This window comes from Inhella sp., from assembly GCF_041912635.1.
Classification (GTDB): domain Bacteria; phylum Pseudomonadota; class Gammaproteobacteria; order Burkholderiales; family Burkholderiaceae_C; genus Inhella.
This window is the reverse complement of the sequence record NZ_JAYRMO010000052.1, coordinates 1-18,469: the sequence shown is the minus strand read 5'-3', so window position 1 is coordinate 18,469 and position 18,469 is coordinate 1. Positions and strand designations below refer to the sequence as shown.

Annotated in this window: 19 protein-coding genes and 3 tRNA genes; 14 read left to right on the top strand and 8 right to left on the bottom strand. The window is 69.9% G+C overall.

Annotation, left to right across the window (positions count from 1 at the left end; all coding sequences use genetic code 11):
* Window positions 1-495 precede the first annotated feature (495 nt).
* Both ACE3QP_RS21100 and recQ read right to left on the bottom strand, forming a co-directional pair.
* On the bottom strand, window positions 496-1,356 hold the full coding sequence (locus tag ACE3QP_RS21100) for a hypothetical protein (RefSeq protein ID WP_374438940.1): 861 nt from the start codon (window positions 1,354-1,356) through the stop codon (window positions 496-498).
* Window positions 1,357-1,393: 37 nt separating this feature from the next.
* A complete protein-coding gene (recQ, locus tag ACE3QP_RS21095; RefSeq protein ID WP_374438938.1) occupies window positions 1,394-3,277 on the bottom strand; it encodes a DNA helicase RecQ in 1,884 nt (627 codons plus the stop codon).
* 28 nt (window positions 3,278-3,305) lie between these two features.
* Here recQ and ACE3QP_RS21090 point away from each other — a divergent pair, with 28 nt between their 5' ends.
* Window positions 3,306-3,785, top strand: coding sequence for a cupin domain-containing protein (locus ACE3QP_RS21090; RefSeq protein WP_374438936.1), 480 nt, complete (start codon window positions 3,306-3,308; stop codon window positions 3,783-3,785).
* Here ACE3QP_RS21090 and ACE3QP_RS21085 read toward each other — a convergent pair whose 3' ends face one another.
* On the bottom strand, window positions 3,786-5,351 hold the full coding sequence (locus ACE3QP_RS21085) for a mucoidy inhibitor MuiA family protein (RefSeq protein ID WP_374438934.1): 1,566 nt from the start codon (window positions 5,349-5,351) through the stop codon (window positions 3,786-3,788).
* 50 nt (window positions 5,352-5,401) lie between these two features.
* Here ACE3QP_RS21085 and queC point away from each other — a divergent pair, with 50 nt between their 5' ends.
* Genes queC through ACE3QP_RS21070 form a run of 3 tightly spaced genes read left to right on the top strand, consistent with a single transcriptional unit; the run spans window position 5,402 to window position 6,878 of the window.
* Window positions 5,402-6,109 carry a 7-cyano-7-deazaguanine synthase QueC gene (gene queC, locus ACE3QP_RS21080; RefSeq protein ID WP_374438932.1) on the top strand — a complete coding sequence of 236 codons (708 nt, stop codon included), beginning with the start codon at window positions 5,402-5,404 and terminating at the stop codon, window positions 6,107-6,109.
* Window positions 6,109-6,642 (top strand): hypothetical protein, encoded by a 534-nt coding sequence (locus tag ACE3QP_RS21075; protein ID WP_374438930.1) that lies wholly within the window; start codon window positions 6,109-6,111, stop codon window positions 6,640-6,642. Before queC ends, ACE3QP_RS21075 begins: the two co-directional genes overlap by 1 nt.
* Entirely contained in the window at window positions 6,642-6,878 is a 237-nt protein-coding gene (locus ACE3QP_RS21070; protein ID WP_374438928.1) for a hypothetical protein, read from the top strand. The genes ACE3QP_RS21075 and ACE3QP_RS21070 overlap by 1 nt, the downstream gene beginning before the upstream one ends.
* 4 nt (window positions 6,879-6,882) lie before the next feature.
* Here the strand turns inward: ACE3QP_RS21070 and ACE3QP_RS21065 are convergent, their stop codons facing one another.
* Together ACE3QP_RS21065 and folE are read right to left on the bottom strand one after the other, a co-directional pair.
* Window positions 6,883-7,299 carry a BLUF domain-containing protein gene (locus ACE3QP_RS21065; protein WP_374438926.1) on the bottom strand — a complete coding sequence of 139 codons (417 nt, stop codon included), beginning with the start codon at window positions 7,297-7,299 and terminating at the stop codon, window positions 6,883-6,885.
* 3 nt (window positions 7,300-7,302) lie between these two features.
* Window positions 7,303-8,019 (bottom strand): GTP cyclohydrolase I, encoded by a 717-nt coding sequence (gene folE / locus ACE3QP_RS21060; protein ID WP_374438924.1) that lies wholly within the window; start codon window positions 8,017-8,019, stop codon window positions 7,303-7,305.
* Between the two features lie 75 nt (window positions 8,020-8,094).
* On the opposite strand from folE, the gene ACE3QP_RS21055 reads away from it, so the two are divergent.
* The 8 genes from ACE3QP_RS21055 (at window position 8,095) to ACE3QP_RS21020 (ending at window position 13,908) form a co-directional block, all read left to right on the top strand.
* A complete protein-coding gene (locus ACE3QP_RS21055; protein ID WP_374438922.1) occupies window positions 8,095-8,685 on the top strand; it encodes an NAD(P)H-dependent oxidoreductase in 591 nt (196 codons plus the stop codon).
* 20 nt (window positions 8,686-8,705) lie between these two features.
* Window positions 8,706-10,010: a 16S rRNA (cytosine(967)-C(5))-methyltransferase RsmB gene (gene rsmB / locus ACE3QP_RS21050; RefSeq protein ID WP_374438920.1), complete on the top strand. Its 1,305-nt coding sequence runs from the start codon at window positions 8,706-8,708 to the stop codon at window positions 10,008-10,010.
* A 57-nt stretch (window positions 10,011-10,067) separates the two neighbouring features.
* Window positions 10,068-10,595 carry a DUF4390 domain-containing protein gene (locus ACE3QP_RS21045; protein WP_374438918.1) on the top strand — a complete coding sequence of 176 codons (528 nt, stop codon included), beginning with the start codon at window positions 10,068-10,070 and terminating at the stop codon, window positions 10,593-10,595.
* Complete coding sequence (locus ACE3QP_RS21040) at window positions 10,592-12,832, top strand: ATP-binding protein (protein WP_374438916.1); 2,241 nt, start codon at window positions 10,592-10,594, stop codon at window positions 12,830-12,832. The genes ACE3QP_RS21045 and ACE3QP_RS21040 overlap by 4 nt, the downstream gene beginning before the upstream one ends.
* Window positions 12,833-12,839: 7 nt before the next feature.
* Window positions 12,840-13,535: a response regulator gene (locus ACE3QP_RS21035; RefSeq protein ID WP_374438914.1), complete on the top strand. Its 696-nt coding sequence runs from the start codon at window positions 12,840-12,842 to the stop codon at window positions 13,533-13,535.
* Window positions 13,536-13,607: 72 nt separating this feature from the next.
* Window positions 13,608-13,683: transfer RNA gene (locus tag ACE3QP_RS21030), tRNA-Phe, on the top strand.
* A gap of 61 nt (window positions 13,684-13,744) precedes the next feature.
* Window positions 13,745-13,820, top strand: a tRNA-Gly gene (locus ACE3QP_RS21025).
* Between the two features lie 13 nt (window positions 13,821-13,833).
* Window positions 13,834-13,908: transfer RNA gene (locus ACE3QP_RS21020), tRNA-Thr, on the top strand.
* A 38-nt stretch (window positions 13,909-13,946) separates the two neighbouring features.
* On the opposite strand, the gene ACE3QP_RS21015 is transcribed toward ACE3QP_RS21020, so the two are convergent.
* Window positions 13,947-14,885 (bottom strand): class I SAM-dependent methyltransferase, encoded by a 939-nt coding sequence (locus tag ACE3QP_RS21015; protein WP_374438912.1) that lies wholly within the window; start codon window positions 14,883-14,885, stop codon window positions 13,947-13,949.
* A 124-nt stretch (window positions 14,886-15,009) separates the two neighbouring features.
* Here ACE3QP_RS21015 and ACE3QP_RS21010 point away from each other — a divergent pair, with 124 nt between their 5' ends.
* Window positions 15,010-15,573: a LysE family translocator gene (locus ACE3QP_RS21010; protein WP_374438942.1), complete on the top strand. Its 564-nt coding sequence runs from the start codon at window positions 15,010-15,012 to the stop codon at window positions 15,571-15,573.
* Here the strand turns inward: ACE3QP_RS21010 and ACE3QP_RS21005 are convergent.
* Both ACE3QP_RS21005 and ACE3QP_RS21000 read right to left on the bottom strand, forming a co-directional pair.
* Entirely contained in the window at window positions 15,548-16,366 is an 819-nt protein-coding gene (locus tag ACE3QP_RS21005) for a helix-turn-helix domain-containing protein (protein ID WP_374438910.1), read from the bottom strand. The two genes, ACE3QP_RS21010 and ACE3QP_RS21005, sit on opposite strands and share 26 nt — an antisense overlap.
* Before the next feature lie 23 nt (window positions 16,367-16,389).
* The gene (locus ACE3QP_RS21000; RefSeq protein WP_374438908.1) at window positions 16,390-17,715 is read right to left on the bottom strand and encodes a hypothetical protein; all 1,326 of its coding nucleotides are present in this window, start codon (window positions 17,713-17,715) and stop codon (window positions 16,390-16,392) included.
* 391 nt (window positions 17,716-18,106) lie between these two features.
* Here ACE3QP_RS21000 and ACE3QP_RS20995 point away from each other — a divergent pair, with 391 nt between their 5' ends.
* Complete coding sequence (locus ACE3QP_RS20995) at window positions 18,107-18,448, top strand: hypothetical protein (protein WP_198110936.1); 342 nt, start codon at window positions 18,107-18,109, stop codon at window positions 18,446-18,448.
* Window positions 18,449-18,469: the final 21 nt, after the last annotated feature.

The following is an 18,469-nucleotide window of genomic DNA, read 5'->3' as shown; positions in this document are numbered from 1 at the left end:
CGCGCGCCTGCATCGCCAGCAAGCTGGCAAAGCAGGCTCAGCTCAAAACCCAACTCCCAACGAAGTTACCCTGCAACCCCGGACTCTCTCCGAATGACTGGTATGGCGGATGGGGGCAGGTCACTTCAACCCCACAACCCGACCCGCATTGCTTTGCTGCGCCAAAGAAACGCGGGGCAAAGAAAGGCGCCAATGCGCACAGCCGCCCTAGGGGCGGGCTGTGATGGCGAAGATTGGGCTCACACTGATACGAGCCCTCATCTGACTTCAACGATCAGGACGGCGAAGGCGCCCGGGGTAGCGGTCGTCCCGGGCACCGCAGACCATAACCAGTAAAGCGTCGAAGAACAGAGCGCCAACCAACGAGTGCCGACATCTGCCTGTTACGGACTCTCGAATCGAGCCCTGGGATCAGCGCTAGGCACGCGCTGGATGTCCGCGACTGCGGATAGTTCGCTTCCCTAGCTTCCATCCCATGGCGGACTCCACGCGGCGTTACGACTTATCTACAGCCAGCGCTGCGAGATTCGCTGAACGGGTGCGCGTCCAGATGTTTGTTCGCCGAGGAGCGCTAAGTACAAAGCTGATCAGAAGCCAAAGGAAGACCAGCGGTAGCACCAAAGTCTGCAGTAAAAAGATCACCATCAACTTCACCAACCGCTCAGGCAAGTCTTTGACCGACTGCTTGATGGCGTCGTAACTGAGATTGGCAGCCTGCAGGCCATTCGAAAACTTGGCCTTCATTCGCTCAATCCAGCTTGCGTCCTCCTTTGGCCCCTGCTGTTTCGAGAGTTCTCCGACTTGTTTCGTAGCAAGTGCGACGGCGTTCTGCTGTTCTTCGTACTGCTGCGCGAATGCATGACGGAACACAAGGTCACTTGAAAGCGTCACCGCAGGAACAGCAAAGCGAACCAAAAGGAGGATTAGTAGTGCTCTGGTGAGCAAGGCGGGCAAGCGGTCGATCCATTGAAGCCCAAACCAAGCGATGGCCAAGCCCGAGACCGCAGCAGAGACCATCCAGTGAGCACTTAGTGCGAGGACGGCCTTTTGAATGCCAAAGGAAACACTGGCCCAGAGCATCAGCGTTGAGAACTGTTCGACCAAGTCATTGACCGGATCCAGCACTTGTCCGAGCGTCAGTGTGACGCCGACGCCGAAGGGCTCAAGTGAAAACTCTGTCCCCTGTGCCACCGAGATCACCCCGTTGAGACCGCGTGCCGTTGCGAAGCTGATGAGGGCTCGCTTCAAGCCTGCGTCAACTTGTGCAGTTGCGAATGTCTGGATAGGTTCGTGCCACGCGCAAAAGAGAACAGCCAGGGTCGCCGCCATCGCGTATGCCCAGCGCCAAGACTTCATGCTTTGGATCATTTGATTCATTAGGCTTGGCCATGAGTTATTCAGCTGGAGCTTGTTTTTGCACTCCCTCCAACACCTTCAAGATCTCCCGCCCGTAAGCATCCAACTTCTTCGCCCCCACGCCGGTGACGCCGCCCACCTCGTCCAGCGTGCGCGGCGCCTTCACGGCCAGTTCATTTAGCGTGCTGTTTGGGAAGATCAGGTAGGCCGGCAGATCGTGCTCGCGTGCCACCTCGGTGCGCCAGGCGCGCAGGGCTTCCAGGCGGGTCTTGGCCTCGGCGTCCAGGTTCAGGGGCTCGGCGGCAGCTGAACTGCTGCCGGGCTTCTTGCTGGCGCGCACCTTGCCTTCGCCGGTGCCCTCGCGCAGCTTCACCGCCTGCTCGCCGCGCAGCACCGGCTTGGCGGCCTCGCCCAGGCAGAGGGTCTGGTACTCGCCCTCGACCTCGATGGCGCCCAGCGCAATCAGCTGGCGCAGCACGGCGCGCCATTGCGTCTCGGTGACCATGCGGCCGATGCCCCAGGTGCTGAGTTCCTGGTGGCGGTGCTGGCGGGTCTTGTCGGTTTCCTTGCCGCGCAGCACGTCGATCAGGTGGCCGGCACCGAAGCGCTGGTTGCGCTCCTTCTGGAAGCGGTAGATGCAGCTCAGCGCCATGCGCGCCGGCTCGGTGGCGTCCCACACCGCGGGGGGCTGCAGGCAGTTGTCGCAATTGCCGCAGGGCTGGCTGTCTTCGTCGAAATAGGCGAGCAGGCGCTGGCGCCGGCAGTCCGTGCTTTCGGCCAGGGCCAGCAGGGCGTCGAGCTTGCTGCGCTGGATGCGCTTGAAGTCCTCGTGCGCGGGGCTCTCGTCGATCATGCGGCGCTGCTGCACCACATCGGCCAGGCCATAGGCCATCCAGGCGTTGGCGGGTTCGCCATCGCGGCCGGCGCGGCCGGTCTCCTGGTAATAGCCTTCGATGTTCTTGGGCAGGTCCAGGTGGGCGACAAAGCGCACGTCGGGCTTGTCGATGCCCATGCCGAACGCAATCGTGGCCACCATCACCACGCCGTCTTCGCGCAGGAAGCGGTCCTGGTTGCGCGCGCGCTTGGCCTGGTCCAGACCGGCGTGGTACGGCAGGGCCTTGATGCCCTGCTGCTCCAGCCACTCGGCGGTTTCATCGACCTTCTTGCGGCTGCCGCAGTAGACGATGCCGGCGTCGCCCTTGTGCTCGTCGTACAGGAAGCGCAGGAACTGGGCACGCGGGTCTTTCTTCTCGACCACGCGGTAGCGGATGTTCGGGCGGTCGAAGCTGCTGATGAAGAGGCGTGCGGCCTGCAGCTGCAGACGCTCCACCATGTCGGCGCGGGTGTGGTTGTCGGCCGTGGCGGTGAGCGCCAGGCGTGGCACCTCGGGGTAGCGCTCGTGCAGCAGGCTGAGCTGCAGATAGTCCTCGCGGAAATCGTGCCCCCACTGGCTGACGCAGTGCGCCTCGTCGATGGCGAAGAGGCTCAGCAGGCTGCGCTCATGCAGCGAATCCAGCAGGGCCTGGAAGCGCGCGTTGGTGACGCGCTCGGGTGCGGCGTACAGCAGGGTCAGTTCGCCGGCCAGCAGGGCGCGCTCGATGCGCTTGGTGGCCTCGAAATCCTGGCTGCTGTTCAGAAAGGCGGCCTGCACCCCCACTTCTTCGAGCGCGCCGACCTGGTCGTGCATCAGCGCGATCAGCGGGCTCACCACCAGGGTCACGCCCTTGCCCTGGCGCTGGCGCACGATGGCCGGCACCTGGTAGCAGAGCGATTTGCCCGCGCCCGTGGGCATCAGCACCAGGGCATCGCGCCCGGCCACGGCCTCGGCCACCACCTCGGCCTGCAGGCCGCGGAAGCTGGGATAGCCAAAGACTTGTTGCAGGACGGCTTGCGCCTCTTGAAGATCGCGGGACTGGGACATTGCCCGGGAATTGTCAGGGAGGCACCCGATGAGCCTGCGAGAGAAGCTGATCCGCAACCTGCACGAACTGCCGCTGGAGGTGCTGGAGCGCCTGCCGCTGTACCGCAGCCGCAGCGCTGGCGTGAGCGAGGGCACGGCGGCGCAGCAGCTGGGCTGCGCCTACGACATCGTGCCGCCCGGCAAGCGCAGCTGCCCGTACCACTTCCACTGGGCGCAGGAGGAGCTGTTCGTCATCCTGGAAGGCGAGGGCACGCTGCGCGTGGCCGAGGAGATGCTGCCCGTGAAGCCGGGCGATGTGATCTTCATCCCCGCCGGGCCCGAGTACCCGCACCACCTGATCAACACTGGCACGCAGGACCTGAAGTACCTGTCGATCAGCACCATGCAGCGGCCCGAGGTTTGCGAATACCCGGACTCGGGCAAGCTCGGCGCCTTCCCCGGCCCGCCGGGCACGAGCTTCATGCAGCGGCGGGCGGATTGCCTGGACTACTGGGAGGATGAACCCTGATCAGGGCCAGCCGGCCACCGGCATCTCGCGCGGGGCGCTGAGCTGGTGCTCGGCCTTGAGCGTCTGGCTTTGGCCTGGGCCCAGGTTCAGGCGCCACACGTGAACGCCGTCGAGCTCGCGCCAGCGCGCCAGGGCGGTGGGCGGATCGAAGCGGCTTTGCACCTTGATGTCGGCATGCTGGCTGTGCGGTGCGGCCTCCACCACCTGCACGGCCAGGCCGCGCTCGGCGCGGTTTTCCAGCACATAGCGGCGCTGCAGGGTGATCTGCTTGCGCGGGCCGATGAAGCCGGCGTCGCTGCCGGCGCGCTGCTCGGGTTCCACGCGCACGCGCAGGCGCTCCTCGGGGCCGAAAAAGAGCTGCTGCTCGGCTTCGTCGTTCAGCGCGAAGTGGTCCTGGCCGACCGGGCGGCCGTCGCGCAGCAGTAGCAGGCGGCCGGGCGGGAAGAAGCCCTGCGGGCGCGCGAAATTGGCCCGCACAAAGGCCTGCGGGCTTTGGCGCGGCTGCACCTGCACCAACCACTGCGCCGGCCAGCGCAGTTGCTCCAGCGTGAAGCTGCGCGATTCGTTGTCGGCCGCCAGGCTGACGCGGCCGGGCAGGCTGAACTGCAGGTCGAGGTCGGTCTGCAGCAGCTCGGGCTCGAACGTGTCGGCTTTCAAGCGCGAGCCGCTGACGGACATGCCCTCGGGGGCCGGGGCGGCGGCCGGCGCGGCCATCGAGCGCGGCAGCGGCAGGGGCTGCGGCATGGGACGGGCCTCGCTCAGCAGCCAGGGCTGCGGGTCCGGCAGGCCGGCCTGGCGTTGCGGCTGGCGGGTGCTCAGCACCAACTGGATGTCGCGCCAGGCCTCGCCGGTGGACTGGCGCACCTCGGCGTGGCGCTCGAAGGCGATCTCGCCCTTGTCGGCCAGCAGATCGGCCTGGTAGCGCGGCGCCCAGCTGGCCTGGGCGGTCTGGTAGCTCAGGCTCAGCTCGCCGTCGCGGGCGGCGCTCAGGCGCACCGTGACGCGCAGCCAATGCGGCACGCGCTGGGCCTCCTGGTCGCGCTGGGCGCGCAGGGGTTTGAGGTCGCGGTCCAGGTCCTCGACCTTGCGCTGCAGCGCGGCCTGCTGTTTCAGGGCTTCGCTGCCCTGGCGGCGCAGGTTCTCGGCCATGGCGGCCTGGGGCCCGGCGGGCGCCTTGGCCTCGCCCTGGCCGGCGCCGCGCAGGTAGTGCAGCACCAGGTCCAGGCCGCCCTTGTCGGCCAGCAGCGCGGCGCGCTGCTCCTCCAGCGTGCGGATGCGTGCGTCCAGCCCCGGGTTGGCGCTGCACTCGGGCGCGCGTTCGCGCGGCAGGTTCTCCACACGCAGATCGCCCACACGCAGGCCGGTGCTGCCCTGGGCGCGCAGGGTCTCGGTCTGCACGCCGGCGGGCAGGCAATCCCACACGAACTCCTGCGCGCCGGCCTTGATGGCGGCGGTGCGCGTGAGCTCCGCGCCGCCGGGGTAGACCAGGGCCTGCACCAGGCGCCCTTGGGCACTTGCGCCGCTGAGCAGCATCAGGGCCAACGCCCCCAAACCGAAACGCTTCATCGTCATTCCTCCAGTGGGCGGCGATCTTGGCACGCTGGCAAACTGGCGCGATGCACACCGACCCCCGCACCGCCCTGGTGCTGTTCTCCGGCGGCCAGGATTCCACCGTCTGCCTGGCCTGGGCCCTGAACCGCTTCGCCCGCGTCGAAACCATTGGCTTCGACTACCGCCAGCGCCACCGCATCGAACTGGATTGCCGCCTGACCGTGCGCGCCGAGATCGCCCGCCAATTCCCGCAGTGGGCGCCGCGGATGGGCGAGGACCACCTGCTCGACCTGGCCCTGCTCGGCCAGCTCAGCGACACCGCCTTGACCAGTGAGCGCGCCATCGAGCTGCAGGCCAATGGCCTGCCCAACACCTTCGTGCCCGGCCGCAACCTGCTGTTCCTGACCCTGGCCGCGACCGTGGCCTACCGGCGCAGCGCCTCGGTGCTGGTGGGCGGCATGTGCGAGACCGACTATTCCGGCTACCCCGACTGCCGCGACAACACGCTGAAGGCCCAGCAGCTCGCGCTCTCGCTCGGCCTGGCCACGCCGATGACGGTCGAGACCCCGCTGATGTTCCTGACCAAGGCCGACACCTGGGCCTTGAGTGAGCAGCTGGGCGGTGAGTTGCTCAACGAGCTGATCCGCGAACACACCCACACCTGCTATCTGGGCGAACGCGGCCCGCGCCATGAATGGGGTTTCGGCTGCGGCCACTGCCCGGCCTGCGAGCTGCGCGCCGCCGGCCACGCCGCCTACCAGCAGGGCCTGTGATGGAGATTGCCGCCTGGGTCCTGGGTGCGGTGCTGCTGCTTTGGGGCATCGGTGCCTACAACCGCCTGATGCGCCTGCGCAATGCCATCAGCTCCTCCTGGGCGCAGCTGGAGGCGCCACTGGCCGAGCTGGCGAAGCTGGGCCTGCGCCTGGCCGAGTTGGGCCCGAACTGGCTGCCGCAGGAGGCCGCCGCTTTCGACGCCCTGCGTGCCCAGAGCCACGATCTGCAGAACGCCGTGCAGCTGGTCAAGGCCAGACCCTATGCGGCCGAGCCGGTCGGCCAGCTGGCCGTCACCCAGGCCCTGCATGCCGCCGCGCTGCAGCGCGTGCAGGCGCTGATCGAGCACCATGTGCACGACGAAAGCGCCGAGCGCGACGAGCTCATCGCCGCCCTGAAGCTGGCGCGCCAGCAACGCGAGTTCGGCAAGCAGCTCTTCAACACCCGCGTCGATCTCTTCAACGAGGCCGTGGCGCCGCTGCCCACCCGCGTGCTGGCCGGCCTGTACGGCTTTCACGACGCCGGGAAGTTCTGATGCCTGTGAACGACCCGAATGGCTTTGACTGGCGCCAGTCTAAGGACGGCAGCCTGCAAGTCTTCCACCAGGGCCGCCTGGCCAGCACCCTGCGCGGCCCCAAGGCCACCGCACTGCTGGAAGACCTGGCCGGCTGCGATGAGGACGCCGCCCAGCAGTTGCTGGCGCGGGTGACCGGGAACTACAAGCGCGGCAACGAGGGCCTTGCCGCCGCGCATCCACGCAACAAGCGCTGAGTGCTCAGCTGCAGACGATCGCCCCGGTGGCGATCAGTTCTTCAAACAGGCGCTCCAGCGTGCTGCCGTTCAGCTCGAAGGGGTCCAACCGAGTGGTGGGTGCGTACTTCAGCACCAGGGCCGGATTCAGCCGCGCCAGGTTGACCTGGCCCATGCTCCAGCCGGCAAAGCGGCGCTCGCTGATTTCGCTGTAGGCCAGCAGGGTCACCTCGCGGTGGCGCGGGTCGCGCACCAGGGTGTTGTAGAGCCCGTTGACGGCGCTGCGGCCGCCTTCGAGCACCTGCACGAACCAGTCGTCGGCGTGGCAGAGCAGGCCGGTCACGCCCAGGGGCACGTTGTGCGCGCGGCTCTGGCGCAGGATGGTGGCCAGCTCGGCCTCGCTGGCCTGGGTGCGGCTGGCGTAGATCAGTCGGACGAGCATGGCTTACCCCTTGTTCGAAAGCAGCGAGAGGAACTCGCGGCGCAGGTTCGGGTCCTTCAGGAAGGCACCGCGCATCACGCTGTTGACCATCTTGGACTCACTGTCCTTGACGCCGCGCCAGTGCATGCAGAAGTGGTCGGCCTCCATCACGATGCCCAGTCCGTCGGGCTGCACGCGTTCCTGCAGCTCGTTGGCCAGCATGGTCACGGCCTCTTCCTGGATCTGCGGGCGGCTCATGATCCAGTCGGTCAGGCGCACGTACTTGGAAAGCCCGATCAGGTTCGAGTGCTCATTGGGCAGCAGGCCGATCCACACCCGGCCCAGGATGGGGCAGAGGTGGTGCGAGCAGGCGCTGCGCACCTTGATGGGCCCGACGATCATCAGCTCGTTCAGGCGCTCCACATTCGGGAACTCGGTAACGGCCGGGGCCTGCTTGTAGCGGCCGGCGAACACCTCGCGCACGAACATCTTGGCCACCCGCTTGGCGGTGTCCTGGGTGTTGTGGTCGCTCTCGGTGTCGATCACCAGCACCTTCAGCACCTCCTGCAGCTTGGCCTGCACCTCGGCCTGCAGCTCGTCGAGCTCGCCGGGCTGGATGAAGTCGGCGATGTTGTCGTTGGCGTGGTGGCGGCAGCCAGCGGACACGAGCCGGTAGCGGATGCGTTCGCTGGCCGGGGCGTCGGCGTCGGGTGCGGCCGGCGGCTGAGAGGCGGTATTCATGCAGAGCATTGTGGCGGCGCGCGGGCTTGACGGTGCGCAAGGCGGCCGGGCACCCGGCGGCGCAGCATGGCTTTTATGGACGCACGCCGCATCGCCCTGGTGCAGGGCCACCCTGACGGGACGCAGCACCACCTCTGCCACCACCTGGCCGCCGCCTACGCCGCCGGGGCCGCGGCCGCCGGCCATGCGCTGCGCACCATCGACGTCAGCGCGCTCGACTTCCCCCTGCTGCGCCGCGCCGAGGACTGGAAGGACGGCGCGCTGCCGCCCGGCCTGGAGGGCGCGCGCGACACCCTGCTCTGGTGCAACCACCTGGTGCTGATGTTCCCGCTCTGGCTGGGTGACATGCCGGCCCTGCTGAAGGGCTTTCTGGAACAGCTGGCGCGGCCCGGCATCGCCTTCCACAAGAACGTGGCCAACCCGCTCTCGGCCAAGGCCCTGGGCGGGCGCTCGGCGCGGGTCATCGTCACCATGGGCATGCCGGCCCTGGTGTACCGCTTCGTGTTCCGCGCCCACAGCGTCAAGTCCCTGGAGCGCAACATCCTCGGCTTCGTGGGCATCGCGCCGGTGCGCGAGACCCTGATTGGCGGCGTCGAGCAGCTCGGCGAGGCCGGCGTGGCCGAATGGGTGGCCAAGATGGAGCGCCTGGGCGGCAAGGCCGAATAGGCCCTCCCTACACTGGCGCGATGCAAGCCGCGCCCCTGCACCAGCTCCTGCTCGAAACCGCCCGCGCCCTGGCCGCGCTGAAGGCTGGGCGCAGCCTGACCGAGGCGCTGGACGCCTGCCCCGACCCGCTGCGCGCCGGCACCCAGGCCCTGGCTTTTGCGGCCGTGCGCGCCCACGCCCGCGTCGGCGCCCTGGTGCGACACATGCTGCCGCGCCCGCCGCAGCCGGTGGTGGAAGGCCTGCTGCGCGCCGCCCTGACCCAGCTCTTGCCCGGCGCCGAGTCCTACCCGGCCCACACCTTGGTCAACCAGGCCGTGCAGGCCTGCAAGCGCGCCGTGCCCGGCCAGGCGGCGCTGGTCAATGCCGTGCTGCGGCGCTTCCAGCGCGAGCAGGGCGCGCTGCTGGAGCGCGTGGCCAGCCAGCCCGAGGTGCAGCACGAGCACCCGCAATGGTGGATTGCCACCTTGAAGCGCGATTGGCCCGACCACTGGCAGGCCCTGCTGCAGGCCGCCCAGCAGCCGCCGCCGCTGGCGCTGCGCGTCAACCGCCGCCAGGGCGCCGCCGCCTATGCGCAGCGCCTGACGGACGCGGGCCTGCAGTCCCGCCCCCTGAGTGTCCTGACCCCCGACGGCCTGGTGGTGGAGCCACCCTGCCCGGTGCAGCGCCTGCCCGGCTTTGCCGAGGGCGCCGCCGCGGTGCAGGACGGCGCCGCCCAGCTGGCTGCCCCCTTGTTGTTCGATGGCGCCGGCAGCCTGCCGCCCCTGCCCGCCGGCGCGCGCGTGCTGGACGCCTGCGCCGCGCCCGGCGGCAAGACCGCCCATCTGCTGGAACTGGCCGACTTGGACTTGCTGGCCCTGGACGCCGACGCGCAGCGCCTGCGCAAGGTCGACGCCACGCTCAAGCGCCTGGGCCTGCAGGCCCGCACCCAGGCCGCCGATGCGCGCCAGGTGTCCGACTGGTGGGACGGCCAGCCCTTCGACGCCATCTTGCTCGACGCTCCCTGCTCGGCCTCGGGCATCAACCGCCGCCACCCCGATGTGCGCTGGCTGCGCCGCGAGAGCGACATCGCCGCCCTGGCCCAGACGCAAGGCCAGCTGCTGGACGCGCTCTGGCCCCTGCTCAAACCCGGTGGCCGCCTGCTCTACGCCACCTGTTCGCTGTTCAAGGCCGAGGGTGAACACCAGATAGCGGCCTTTTTGCAACGCCAGCCGCAGGCGCGGCGGCTGGATCTGCCCGGCCGCACCGGCCACCTGCTGGGCCTGCCGGACAATGGCTGGGCCGTCCCCAGTGACGGCTTTTTCTACGCCCTGCTCCTGCGCAGCTGACTCCCCCGCTTCCGCCCCGCCGACGTGCCCCTGCGCGCCCTGGTTACCGTTGTCCTGATGCTGCTCCTGCCCGCCCTGGCCTGGGCGCAGGCGAGCGCCAGCCTGGATCAGCTGCAGCTCAGCCGCGCCGAAGACGGCCTGCGCCTGGCCTACAGCGTGCGCCTGGAGCTGCCGCGCGCCGCCGAGGACGCCCTGCACAAGGGCGTGCCGCTGTACTTCGTGGCCGAGGCCCGCGTGGCGCGCAAGCGCTGGTACTGGCGCGACGCCACGCTGGGCCGCGCCGAGCGCCAGTGGCGCCTGAGCTATCAGGCGCTCACGCGCCAGTACCGGCTCTCCACCGGGGGCCTGCACCAGAGCTACGAAACCCTGGCCGAGGCCCTCACCGCCCTGCGCCGCGCCAGCGCCTGGGCGATCGAGCTGCGCGAGGAGCCTGACCCCGGCGCCACCTACCTGCTGAGCTTCAGCCTGCGCCTGGACACCCGCCAGCTGCCCGCGCCCTTGCAGATCGGCCTGGGCAGCGAGGCGGAATGGGGCGTGCGCAGCGAGCGCCCGGTGCACCCGGCGGAGCTGGGTCTGGCCTCATGACGGAGGTGCAGGGTTCCAGCCGGCTCGGGCGCTGGGCCTGGACGCTGAGCCTGCTGACCGTGGCAGCCGCCAGCGGCGTGCTGGCCTACCTGCTCTCCATCGGCGCCACCACGCCCAGCGGTTTCATCGAGCGGCACCAGGCCTGGCTGTACTGGCTGAACCTGGGCGTCGGCGCCCTGCTCGGCCTGGTGGCCCTGGGCGCCGCGCTGCGGCTGGCCTGGCGCGTGCGGCGCGGCCGCTTCGGTGGCCATCTGCTCGGTCGCCTGGCGCTGGTGTTCGCCGCCGTGGCGGTCGGGCCGGGGGCGCTGATCTACGCCGTGTCCTATTCCTTCGTGAACCGCTCGATCGAAAGCCTGTTCGACGTGCGCTTGGCCAGTGCGCTGGAAGCCGGCCTGGACCTGGGCCGCGCCACCCTGGACGCCCAGGTGCAGGACCTGAGCCAACTCGCCCGCCAGGGCGCGCGCCGTCTGGCCGAGCCCGGCGGCGCGGCCGCCACGCTGGCGCTGGCGCGCCTGCGCGAGCAATGGGACGCCCAGCGCGTGGCCCTGCTGAACGCGCGCGGCGAAGTGGTGGATGAAGCCACGCCGCCCGAGGCCTCGCTGGCGCGCGAGCGCCTGCCCGCTGCCCTATTGCGCCAGGCCACCGAGCGCGGCCTGGTGGCACGCCTGGAGGGCCTGGACGACGAGGCCGCCGCGCTGCGCGGCGAGGCCTTGATCCGCGTGCTGGTGCGCATGCCGGCCACGCTCAGCTTGGTGGATGCCGATCGCTACCTGCTGGTCGAGCGCCAGCCGCCCAAGGCGGTGATCCGCAACGCCCTGGCGGTGCAGGAAGCGAATGTGGAGTACCAGCGCCGCGGCCTGGAGCGTGAAGGGCTGCGCAAGATGTACCTGGGCACGCTGACCCTGGTGCTGGTGCTGGCGGTGTTCGTGGCCATGCTGCTGGCCATCCAGCTGGGCAACCACCTCGCCAAGCCCCTGCTGCTGCTGGCCGACGGCATGCGCCAGGTGGCCGCCGGCGACTTGGGCCGCAAGCCGGTGCTCGGCTCACGCGATGAACTCGGCGGACTGACCCGCGCCTTCGCGGACATGACCGACCAGCTCGGCGCCGCGCGCGCCGAGGTTGAGCGCAGCGTCAGCGCCCTGGACGCCGCGCGCGGCGAGCTGCAGACCATCCTGGACAACCTGACCGCCGGCGTCATCGTGTTCGACCGCCAGCACCGCGTGCTGCGCGCCAACCCGGGCGCCGCCGCCATCCTGGAGCACGAGCTGCCCGAGCAGGAGGCCCTGCCCGAGGACTTGCGCGCGCTGGACGAGCAGCTCTGGCCGCGCTTTGCCGGCCTGGCCGACGACGACGAGGACTTCTGGCAGGCCACGCTGGAGCTGCGCCTGCGTGCTGCCGCCCTGCCCATCACCCTGCTGCTGCGCGGCGCCCAGCTGCCGCAGGGCGACTGGCTGCTGGTGTTCGACGACATCTCCGAGGTCGTCTCCGCCCAGCGCAGCGCCGCCTGGGGCGAGGTGGCGCGGCGCGTGGCGCACGAGATCAAGAACCCGCTCACGCCCATCCAACTCTCGGCCGAGCGCCTGCAGCACAAGCTCGAGGCCAAGCTGAGCGAGGAGAGCGACCGCGCCATGCTGGCGCGCGCCGTGGCCACCATCGTCAACCAGGTGCAGGCGATGAAGCAGCTGGTCAACGAGTTCCGCGACTACGCGCGCCTGCCTGCCGCCCAGCTCGCCCCGCTCGATCTGAACGGCCTGATCCGCGAGGTGATGGGCCTGTACCCCGATGCCGTCGAGTCCGGCCGCCTGGTGGCGGAGCTCGAAGCCGGGCTGCCGGCGCTGATGGGCGACGCCTCCCAATTGCGCCAGGTCATCCACAACCTGGTGCAGAACGCACTCGATGCGGTGAGTGAACGTCCGGATGGGCGCGTCGTTGTGAATACGAAACAATTGCGCCATGACGATGGTTCGGTGCGCGCATTGCGTTTAAGCCTGAGCGACAACGGCCCCGGCTTTGCCGAGCAGGTTCTGACCCGCGCCTTCGAACCCTATGTGACGACCAAGAGCAAAGGCACGGGCCTGGGCCTGGCGGTGGTGAAAAAGATCGCCGACGAGCACGGAGCCCGCATCCGATTGAGCAATCTCGCTTCCGCTTCCAACGATCCCGGCGGCCCGCCCCAGGGTGCTGTGGTTTCCCTGACCTTCGCCAACCTGGCCGGCGGCAACGCCGCAGCCGGCTGATTCCTGCATGGCCACCATTCTTGTAGTTGATGACGAACTGGGCATTCGCGGCCTGCTGTCGGAGATCCTTTCCGACGAGGGGCACACCGTGGAGCTGGCGGAGAACGCCTCCGCGGCGCGCGCCGCGCGGGAGCGCGTGCGGCCCGATCTGGTCCTGCTCGACATCTGGATGCCCGACGTCGATGGCATCACCCTGCTGAAGGAATGGAGCGGCGCCGGCCTGCTGACCATGCCCGTCATCATGATGAGCGGGCACGGCACCATCGACACGGCGGTCGAAGCCACCAAGCATGGCGCCATGGCCTTCCTGGAAAAGCCCATCACGCTGCAGAAGCTGCTGCGCGCGGTGGAGCAGGCGCTGGCCCGCAACGCGCCGCGGCCACCCGCACCGCCGCCCATGCCCAGCTGGGCGCGCGGTACCGACACCGTCTTCGCCGCCCCCATGCCGGCACTGGCGCCGCTCAGCAGCCATGTCGGCCTGAGCGCGCACAGCGGCCCGGCGCCCGAGCAGCTCTTCCACCTCGACCGCCCGCTGCGCGAGGCACGCGACGCCTTCGAGAAGAGCTACTTCGAGTTCCACCTCGCCAAGGAAAACGGCTCGATGACGCGGGTGGCCGAGAAGACCGGGCTGGAGCGTACCCACCTCTATCGCAAGCTCAAGCAGCTGGGCGTGGACATCAGCCGCAACAAGCGCACAGCCTGATTCTGAAAAAGCTGTGCTACAGTCGCAGGCTTTCCAGGGGCAACCCTGGGAAGTTAGCAAAAAGAACAAGAAGGCCAAGTAGCTCAGTTGGTAGAGCAGCGGATTGAAAATCCGCGTGTCGGTGGTTCGATTCCGCCCTTGGCCACCAAATACCAAAAGGTCCGTCTCCCGACGGGCCTTTGCTTGACCGGCGTCAGCCGGCCAGCACTGCGGGAATAGCTCAGTTGGTAGAGCGCAACCTTGCCAAGGTTGAGGTCGCGAGTTCGAGCCTCGTTTCCCGCTCCAAATGGCTCAGGCCGCCCATGTGGCTCAGTGGTAGAGCACTCCCTTGGTAAGGGAGAGGTCGCGGGTCCGATTCCCGCCATGGGCACCACCGGCCCAGCCTCCAAAGCCTCAACACCCCTCCCTGTTTCAGCCCGGTGCGCGGTACACCAGCACCTTGAGCGAGCGCGTCTCGTCCACGTCGGCAAAGGCCGGCGGGTTGGGCAGGCGCTGCAGGAACTGCAACGTGGGCGCCTGCTCCGCCATCAGCTGCTGCAGCCACTCGGGGCCGAGCTTGGGCGTGTTCAGGCACACCAGGGCCTCGCCGCCCGGCGCCAGCAGCTCGGGCAGGCGGCGCGCCAGGCGCGCGTAGTCTTTGGTGGCCACGAAGCTGCCCTTCTGGTAGCTGGGCGGATCGGCAATCACCAGCTCGTAGGGCCCGCCACGGGTCAGCTTGCCCCAGCTCTTGAACAGGTCATGCGCCAGGAAGCTGGCCGCGCCCTTGGGCAGGCCGTTGAGCTCGTGATTGCGCCGGCCCAGGGCCAAGGCGCCGGGGCTCATGTCCACGTTCACCACCTGCGCAGCCCCGCCCTGCAGCGCCGCCACTGAAAAGGCGCAGCTGTAGGCAAACAGGTTCAGCACCTTGGCGCCCGGCCGTGCGGCGCAGAAGGCGCGCACATGCTGGCGGCCGGCCGCCATGTCCAGGAACAGGCCGTGGTTCTGGCCGCGCAGCAGGTGCACCAGGTATTGCGCGCCGTCCTCGGGCACGACATGGGGCTCGGGCACCGCGCCGGCCATCAGCCGCGTGGTCGGGCGCTCCTCGCCGCCCACTTCGCGGCCCTGGTAGAGCCAGTTCAGCCCCTGGCCAGGCGCCAGTTCGGCGTAGCGCGCGGCCAGCGCGACGTGGACGGCAGCCAGCTCGGCCTCGCCGAGCGCCTGCTCAAAGCTGGTCAGCAGGAAGCAGGGCGGGTACCAGTCCAGCGTCAGGTGTTCGCAGCCGGGGTGGCGGCCGCCGCGGCCATGGAAGAGGCGGGTGGCCTGGGGCTGCAGCTGCAGCGCCTGGATGGCCAGGAGCAGGTTGTTCGTCATCGGGCGGCAGTGTCTGCCATGGCCACCAAGGTGATTCCGTTCAATACACACAAGCCCGCGTTCCCTAGCCTGCGCACCGTCCCTTCACGGAGTCGCCGCTTTGATCCCGCAACACGAATTCGCCATGGCCGGCTTTGCGCTGGCCGCTTCCATCTCGCCGGGCCCGGTCAATCTGCTGACCCTGCGCGCCGGTGCGCTGCGCGGCTGGCCCGCCGGGCTGCGCGTGGCCTGGGGTGCCACCCTGGGCTTCACCGCCCTGCTGCTGCTGGCGGGCCTGGGCCTGCAGTCGGCCTGGGCGCGCTGGCCCTGGCTGAACGAGGCGCTGCACTGGGCCGGCCTGGGCTTTCTGCTCTGGATGGCCTGGCAGCTGGCGCGCGACCCAGGGCAGATCGGAGAGGCCGGGGACGGGGGCACCGGCGCCTGGCTGGCCGCAGCCGCGCAGTGGCTGAACCCCAAGGCCTGGCTCGCGGCACTGGCCGGCATGGGCCTGTTTGCCGGTGGGGGCGAACCGAGCCAGGTGGTCCGCTTTGCCGCCATCTACGCACTGGTCTGCCTGGGCTCCATGGCCTGCTGGGGTGTGGCCGGGGCCTGGCTGGGCCGCCGGGTGCAGGGTGGCGCGGGCCTGAAGTGGCTGAATCGCGTGCTGGCGCTGTTGTTGCTGTTCAGCGCCGCCGCGCTGTGGCGCTGAGCAGGCCGCGCCGGTAGGCGCCCGGGGTGCTGGCGTGCTGGCGGCGGTAGTGGCGTTGCCAATGCGCCTGATCGGCAAAGCCGGTGGCCGCGGCCACCTCGGCGAGGGGCAAGCCGCCCTGGCGCAGCAGGGCGCGGCTGGCGCGCACGCGCACATCGTTCAGATAGGCGTGGGGCGTGAGGCCGGTGTGGGTGCGGAACAGGCGCGTCAGCTGGTTGACGGACAGCCCAGCCGCGGTGGCGAGCTCGGCCAGGCTCAGGGGTTCGTCGTGGCGGGCCTGCATGAGCGCGATGGCGGCCTGCAGGCGCGGGTCGGGCGCCGCGCAAGGGCCTGGACCCGCTGCGGCGCACAGGGCACGGAAGAAGTCCTCGCACAGGGGCGCGCAAGCCTCGGGGGCCGGGCCCTCCAGGGCCTGCACCAGCGCCCGGAAGGCCTGGCTCAGCGCGGGTTCGCGCAGCACCGCGGCGGCCAGGGGGCGAAAGAACTCCTGCCCCTGCCCCTGCTGCAGGCCGGCCAGCCAGGACGGGTCCACATAGAGCATGGTGTAGGCCCAGGGCTGGGCCTCGTCGCGCGCGCGGCACGCGTGCAGCAGGCCGGGGTTCATCAGCACCAGATCGCCGGGGCCAACCGGCTCTTCCGTCCGGCCATGGCGGAAGAGGCTTTGGCCGGCCTCGATCAGACCGACCGAGAACTCCGCGTGGCTGTGCAGGCCGTAGCAGAGCGAGCGGCCGTCATCGGTGGCGCGCAGCTGTAGAAAGGGCAGGGCCGGGTGGGCCCAGAAGCGCTGGGGCATGGGCCCATTCTGGCCGGGCCCGGTCAAGGCGTGCCTGGCCCCAGGCATTCGCCGGCCGCGGGTAGCGGCTCGCCCGGCAGGTCCAGCGCGAACTGCAGCGAGAGCAGCTGCCAGCCCTGCGGGCCGAGCTGCCACTGCAGGCTGTTGACGCCGGTGTAGGGCGGGCTGCCGGCCTCGCGGTCGCTGCGCACGCGGCTGTAGACCTGGGCCGTGGCGCCGTAGCGGCGCAGCTCGCGGGCCAGCTCGCATTCCTGCAGCGGGCGGGGCTCGGGGCGGCTCATGGCCTGAAGAAAGTCGGCCCCGCTGAGCTGCACGGCCACCGTGCCGCGCTCGCGCGCCAGCGCGCCCCAGACCTGGGCCTGCGGGTGCAGCAGCCGGCGCAGCGTGGCGGTGTCCGAGGCCTGGTGGGCGCCATGAGAGAGCGCGCGCCAGAAGTCGCTGTTGGCCTGGTTCAGCTCGGCCTGACTGGCGGCCTGGGCGGCTGGCCCCAGCTCGCGCAGCAGCTCCGGCCAGCGCACGCGGTACACGCGGGCCAGGCCGGCCGGCTGACCCTCCACGGGCCGCGTGCTGGCGAAGTGCAGCCACTCGCCGTCGGCGCTGATCCAGGGCGTGAACTCGAAGCCCTGCGCGCTGTTCACCGGCTCGGGCAGGCGCAGCGGCGCGCCCCAGCGGTCCTCGCCCAGGCGTTCGGCCAGGTAGAGATCGCCGTCGCCGCTGCGCGCGCTCCACCACAGCAGGTAGCGGCCATCGGGGCTGAGCGTGGGGTCGCTGTTGGCGCCGCCGTCGTTGAGCGGTGCGGGCAGGGCCTGCGGGGCGGCGCTGCCATCGGTCGGGGCGCGGAACAGGGCCAGCTTGCCGGGCCCGCCGGCCTGGCCCTGGGCGCGGTAGGAACCAAACCAGAGCATGCCGCCATGGCGTTCGGGGCCCAGCTCATAGCCCGCGCTCTGCAGGGCCTCGGGCAGGCGGCGCGGCGGGCTCCAGCGGCCGTCCTCCTGCACGCGGCTTTCGAACAGGTCCAGGTGCTTGAGCGGCGCGGTGCCGGCCTCGGGGCGGTCGGAAATGAAGAGCAGCTGGCGGCCGTCGCTGCTGAGGAAGGGGTCGGAGTCGCGCCAGCGCGGGTCGTCATGCGCCCAGGGCTCGGGCGCCTGCCAACGGCCCTCGACCCGGCGCTGCAGCCAGATGCGCGAGGCCTTGAAGCCGGCTTGCGAGCGCGCCCAGACGCGCAGCTCGCCCTGCTCCTGGTAGTTGTAGGCCTGCTCGTCGGGGGCCTCGGTCAGGGGCAGGGGCTCCAGGGTCAGCGCGCGCGCGGGCAGGGCGAGCAGGAGCAGCAGGATGGGCAGCAGGCGCATGGTGACGGTGGGTTGCGGTGAAGGCGCGCATGCTGCACGCCCGGCGGCCGGCGCAGGGCTGCCAGGCGACGAAGCACGGACTGGGCGGCACGGACGACGGGGCGCTTTATTCCGCGGCGCGCAATGCTGTGTTGGATCGGCCGGCGATTCCGCTTTGGCGGCGCAGCAAAGACACTGCCTGCCATCCCACCGCACCTGACCCACCCACCCATGCGCCGCGCCTGCTTCAACCCTGCCTTCCGCCCCGCCCGCAGCTTGCGTGCAGCGGCCGCACGGCGCGCCGCCCGGCCGGGCTGAGCCCGCCCCTTCCGGAAGCCTTCCACTGCTCCACCGGCGCGAGAGGCGGCCGGTGCGGGTGGCTTCGTCACGCCTCTGCGCCAGAAAGACTTCCATGCACATCAAGACCATGCTCGCCAAGGCCCGCTCCGACGCGCCCATCAGCCCCACCGAGGCGCGTGACGCCATGCTCGGCTGCTTCGTCACCATCCACGGCGAGACCCTGAAGCGCGGTGCCCAGCTGCTGGGCAAGCCGCTCAGCGACGAGCAGACCGAGCAGCACGCCACCGTCATCATGAAGGGCCTGCTCGGGCCCAGCTGGGACCGCCCGACGAAGCAGGCGCTGGCCGCCGCGCGTGTGCGCATGGACCAGAAGATGAACTTCTCGCAGGCGCCGCAGGATCTGCAGGACCTGCACGAGCAGGTCTGCAACCTGATCGTCAGCAAGACGGCCTGAGCCGCGCGATGACGAACGCTC